The organism is Moorena sp. SIO2C4 (genome assembly GCF_010672485.1).
Lineage (GTDB): Bacteria > Cyanobacteriota > Cyanobacteriia > Cyanobacteriales > Coleofasciculaceae > Moorena > Moorena producens.
The window spans coordinates 1-4,143 of the sequence record NZ_JAAHGN010000680.1; the positions used below are offsets into that span (position 1 = coordinate 1).

Genomic DNA, 4,143 nt, shown 5'->3' on the forward strand with positions numbered 1-4,143 from the left:
TTAACAGGAAACATGGAAAAAATCCTGTGTACCTCATTAAGTTAAAAACCCCTATATAGCAATACCTTTAGGAATTGTGAGAATTTTTGTTGTCAAGTTCCCGACTCCCGACTCCCGACTCCCGACTCCCGATTCCCGACTCCCGATTCCCGACTCCCGATTCCCTACTCCCTTTCCTTTAACATTTTATTGCTAAAGTCTTGAGAAAATGTTTGAATAGACGTATGGGTTAGTATCCTCTAGCTAAAGAAAAACTGTTAAATTTTTCTTAAACACTAATTAGCCAGTGTTACTTATTAGGAGTTTTTTAAGGTGATGCGTGATCAGGTGTTGACCTGGTTAGCAGATAATGTACCGTCTTCTCGGCTACAGCATATATTGCGGGTTGAACAGATGTCTGTTGAACTCGCTGAGCTTCATCATCTCAATGCTCAGCAGGCAGCTCAAGCAGGGTTGTTGCACGACCTAGCCAAATGCTTTAAGCCTGAGCGCTTGTTGCAAATGGCTAGAGATAACGGCATAGAAGTCGATCCAGTCTGTGAAGCCGCGCCTCATTTATTGCATGCAGATGTCAGTGCTATTGTTGCCCAAGAGCAATTTGGAGTCAAAGATGAAGCAGTATTGCAAGCGATCGCTCTCCATACCTTAGGGCGTGAGGGTATGACCCCCCTCAGTTGTGTTGTGTTTATTGCTGATACTATTGAGCCAGGTCGTGGTGAGACACCGGATTTACAAGCCTTACGAAATCTCTCTAAGCAAGACCTATACAAAACTGTTTGGTTAGCCTGTGACTACTCTTTAAAATTCCTGCTAGAGAGTCCTCGTCCCATTCACCAACGTATGATATTGACTCGCAACTGGGCTCAACAGATGTCCAGGAAGACAACAGCTAAAAGAGACGGTAAGAAAGATTGTGTAAATACCTAAAGTCCCATGTGCCTAGCTTTAAGGAACGTTTCGTCAACAGCAGTGTGAGTGTCAAATGAAGAAGCAACGAAAAGAAATGAAAAGAATTGTACAGCAAGTGATTAAGCACAAGAAAACTTAATTACTATTAGAACAGATTGTTTTGTAAAGCGAGGAATTAAACGCTTAATGAGAGATCAAAATAATAAGCCCTCCACCTTAGTAACCCCTGATACCGAAAACCAGGATGCTAGCTATGGGTTAGCATTAACCGTTGCTCAAGCAGCAGATGACCGCAAGGGTGCAGATCTGGTGATTCTGTCGGTCTCAGAGGTATCTTACATCACAGATTACTTTGTAATTGTGACCGGGTTTTCTAGGGTACAGGTCAGGGCAATCTCTCAGTGGATTGAACAGCAAGTAGAAGAGGCATGGAACCGTTTACCTGTGCGAACAGCAGGAAAAGCAGAGGGAATCTGGATACTTCAAGATTACGGTGACGTGATTGTCCATATCTTGCTGCCTGAAGAACGCAAGTTCTATAATCTCGAAGCATTCTGGGGCCACGCGGAACAGATTGAGTTTCAGGCATCCTAATTGCAGCACTCACAAAAAAATAATCATGAAATCTCCCGTTTATGTATGTCCTGTTCCAGAAGAGCAGCAACCCATAAATGAATACCAAGAACTAAGGGACTCTTGGTTTTTTAACTGGGTAAGGCTGGAACTACCAAATTATGTGATGAAGCTGGCTTGGGTTTGGGGGTTGAGCTGGCTGATTTCAGGGCCGATAGCAGCAGTGAGTTTTCCACCGCAAAAAGCGATAATCAAGTTTCTGCTCTGTGGCGGGGCAGGAGCAAGTATATTCTTGATTTTAGCCTTGCTGCGGCTATACCTGGGTTGGTTCTATGTACGCGATCGCTTGATCAGAGAAACCATTGTCTACGAGGAGTCAGGCTGGTATGACGGTCAAACCTGGACAAAAACCCCAGAAATTTTGGCTCGCGATCGCTTAATTGTTTCTTATGAACTCCAACCAATTTTGCGACGTTTATACTGGACGTTCGGATTTTTGATTATAGTCGTGATTGGTGGCAATATCATTTGGCGTGTGTTATCAGCCACCTAGCTCGATTGCTCCAACTAAGCTATAGGGTAGCTTTAAGTCTAATCCATGACCAGGGGAAAACGTACTCAAACACGAGCCTTAGAAGTCCGTTTACTACGGGAAGGCATTATCGAATCAGTTCATTCAGCTCAAGCGGTTGTGTGTGATGACCGGGGACGGATGTTATATGTTGCGGGTAACCCAGAAACCTCGACATTTATTCGCTCTGCACTCAAACCTTTCCAAGCCTTAGCGGTCACTACCACAGGTACCCTTGAGCGTTACAATCTCACGGACCGAGACTTGGCTATTATGTGTAGTTCCCATCACGGCACGATGGAGCAGGTCAGGCAAGTCTTTAATATTCTTTGGCGCTGTGATGTTGACCCATCAGCACTACAGTGTCCCATTCCCCCAGGCCAGGAAAGTTCACTCCAGCATTGCTGTTCCGGTAAACATGCTGGAATGTTGGCTGTTTGTCAACAAAGGCAGTGGCTAATCAAGAGCTATTTGGAGTATAATCATCCCGTGCAAATGTTAATCTTAAGCCAAGTAGCGGAGCTGCTACAGATGCCGGAGCAAGAGTTAATTCTCGCTCACGACGACTGTAACGCTCCGACTTATTTTTTACAGCTACGGCAAATGGCATTATTGTACGCTCTGCTCTCTTCTGGTAATAATCTGGCCATGGAGCGTATTGTCCGCGCCATGATCAGTCATCCCCAGATGGTGTCCGGGGATGGGGGATTTGATACAGAACTGATGCGATTATCCGAAGGGGAACTGGTCAGTAAATCGGGAGCACAAGGGGTTCAGTGTATCGGTCGCGTTGGGGAGAATATGGGTCTAGCCATTAAAGTCCTCGATGGTGGCAAATCTGCTAAGTATGCTGCAGCCATTGCCCTACTTAAGCAAATGGCTTGGATTACTCCTTCGGTAGCAGATACCTTGGAGTCGATGTTTATTAATCTCAGTAAATACAAGCGTTTAGAAGTGGTTGGTGAGTTATCTATGCCTTAAGGGGTGAGCTGATCACTCCCGACTCCCTCCATATAAGCATTCAGCGGTCAGCGGTCAGCGGTCAGCGGTCAGCGGTCAGCATTCAGCGGTCAGCGGTCAGCGGTCAGCGGTCAGCGGTCAGCGGTCAGCGGTCAGGTTTAGGCTCGCGCTGATAGCTGATAGCTGATAGCACCTCAAGTAGCGTGGCCAACGGCCTTTAGCTGATAGCTGATGACTGATAGCTGATAACTGATAGCTGATAGCTGATAGCTGATGACTGATAGCTGATGACTGATAGCTGATGACTGATAGCTGATAGCTGATAGCTGATGACTGATAGCTGATAGCTGATAGCTGATAGCTGATAGCTGATAGCTGATGACTGATAGCTGATAGCTGATAGCTGATGACTGATAGCTGATAGCTGATAGCTGATAGCTGATAGCTGATAGCTGATAGAATTAATTTGAGAAATTTCCAATTTCCCCTTGCCACTTTTGGAAATTAGGTGTTATAGTAAAAAAGACGACGCGGGATAGAGCAGCCTGGTAGCTCGTCGGGCTCAACAATCAAGTTAGCTAGACGCTTAATAGCTTGCTTGAGCATGGGCGGCACGAAGATAAATCTCCGTGTGTTTACCTGTCAAATTCGGGGAAGCCTGTAGCGAGGTAATCCCGAGCCAAGCTCCCAAAGGGAGAAGGTGTAGAGACTGGTTAGGCAGGCACCCTAACGTTTAAGGCGAGGGTGAAGGGACAGTCCAGACCACAAACTGGAAGATCCAGGCAACGAAAGTTGTAGTTGGTACGCATAACCCGAAGGTCGGTGGTTCAAATCCGCCTCCCGCCACCAAATAGAATATCATGAAGCCCTGCAAGGTTATGTCTTTGTGGGGTTTTGTGATTTTGGGGAGTGGGGAATCGGGAGTGGGGAATCGGGAATCGGGAATCGGGAAAAGAATGAATAGCAGTAGAGTGGGCAGGATGCCCGCCGGACAATCTATTGTAACGGGCAAGATGCCCATTCCACCAAGATGCCCATTCCACCAAGATGCCCATTCCACCAAGATGCCCATTCCACCAAGATGCCCATTCCACCAAGATGCCCATTCCACCAAGATGCCCATTCCACCA

Annotated in this window: 6 protein-coding genes; 4 read left to right on the top strand and 2 right to left on the bottom strand. The window is 46.4% G+C overall.

The features are described 5' to 3' along the window. Positions 1 to 315: 315 nt before the first annotated feature. From yqeK to F6K20_RS27085, 4 genes are all read left to right on the top strand, one after another. Positions 316 to 927, top strand: a complete 612-nt coding sequence (gene yqeK / locus F6K20_RS27070) for a bis(5'-nucleosyl)-tetraphosphatase (symmetrical) YqeK (protein WP_008180412.1) — start codon at positions 316 to 318, stop codon at positions 925 to 927. 168 nt (positions 928 to 1,095) lie between these two features. Beyond that, positions 1,096 to 1,503, top strand: coding sequence for a ribosome silencing factor (gene rsfS / locus F6K20_RS27075; protein ID WP_008180411.1), 408 nt, complete (start codon positions 1,096 to 1,098; stop codon positions 1,501 to 1,503). A 22-nt stretch (positions 1,504 to 1,525) separates the two neighbouring features. Beyond that, positions 1,526 to 2,035: a CGLD27 family protein gene (locus tag F6K20_RS27080; RefSeq protein ID WP_044494779.1), complete on the top strand. Its 510-nt coding sequence runs from the start codon at positions 1,526 to 1,528 to the stop codon at positions 2,033 to 2,035. 45 nt (positions 2,036 to 2,080) lie between these two features. Continuing rightward, on the top strand, positions 2,081 to 3,034 hold the full coding sequence (locus tag F6K20_RS27085) for an asparaginase (RefSeq protein WP_008188195.1): 954 nt from the start codon (positions 2,081 to 2,083) through the stop codon (positions 3,032 to 3,034). 117 nt (positions 3,035 to 3,151) lie between these two features. Here F6K20_RS27085 and F6K20_RS27090 read toward each other — a convergent pair whose 3' ends face one another. Then, positions 3,152 to 3,508, bottom strand: coding sequence for a hypothetical protein (locus tag F6K20_RS27090; RefSeq protein ID WP_044494766.1), 357 nt, complete (start codon positions 3,506 to 3,508; stop codon positions 3,152 to 3,154). Between the two features lie 332 nt (positions 3,509 to 3,840). Next, positions 3,841 to 4,143, bottom strand: a 303-nt coding sequence (locus tag F6K20_RS27095; RefSeq protein ID WP_287267856.1) for a hypothetical protein, incomplete at its 5' end; no start/stop codon positions are given.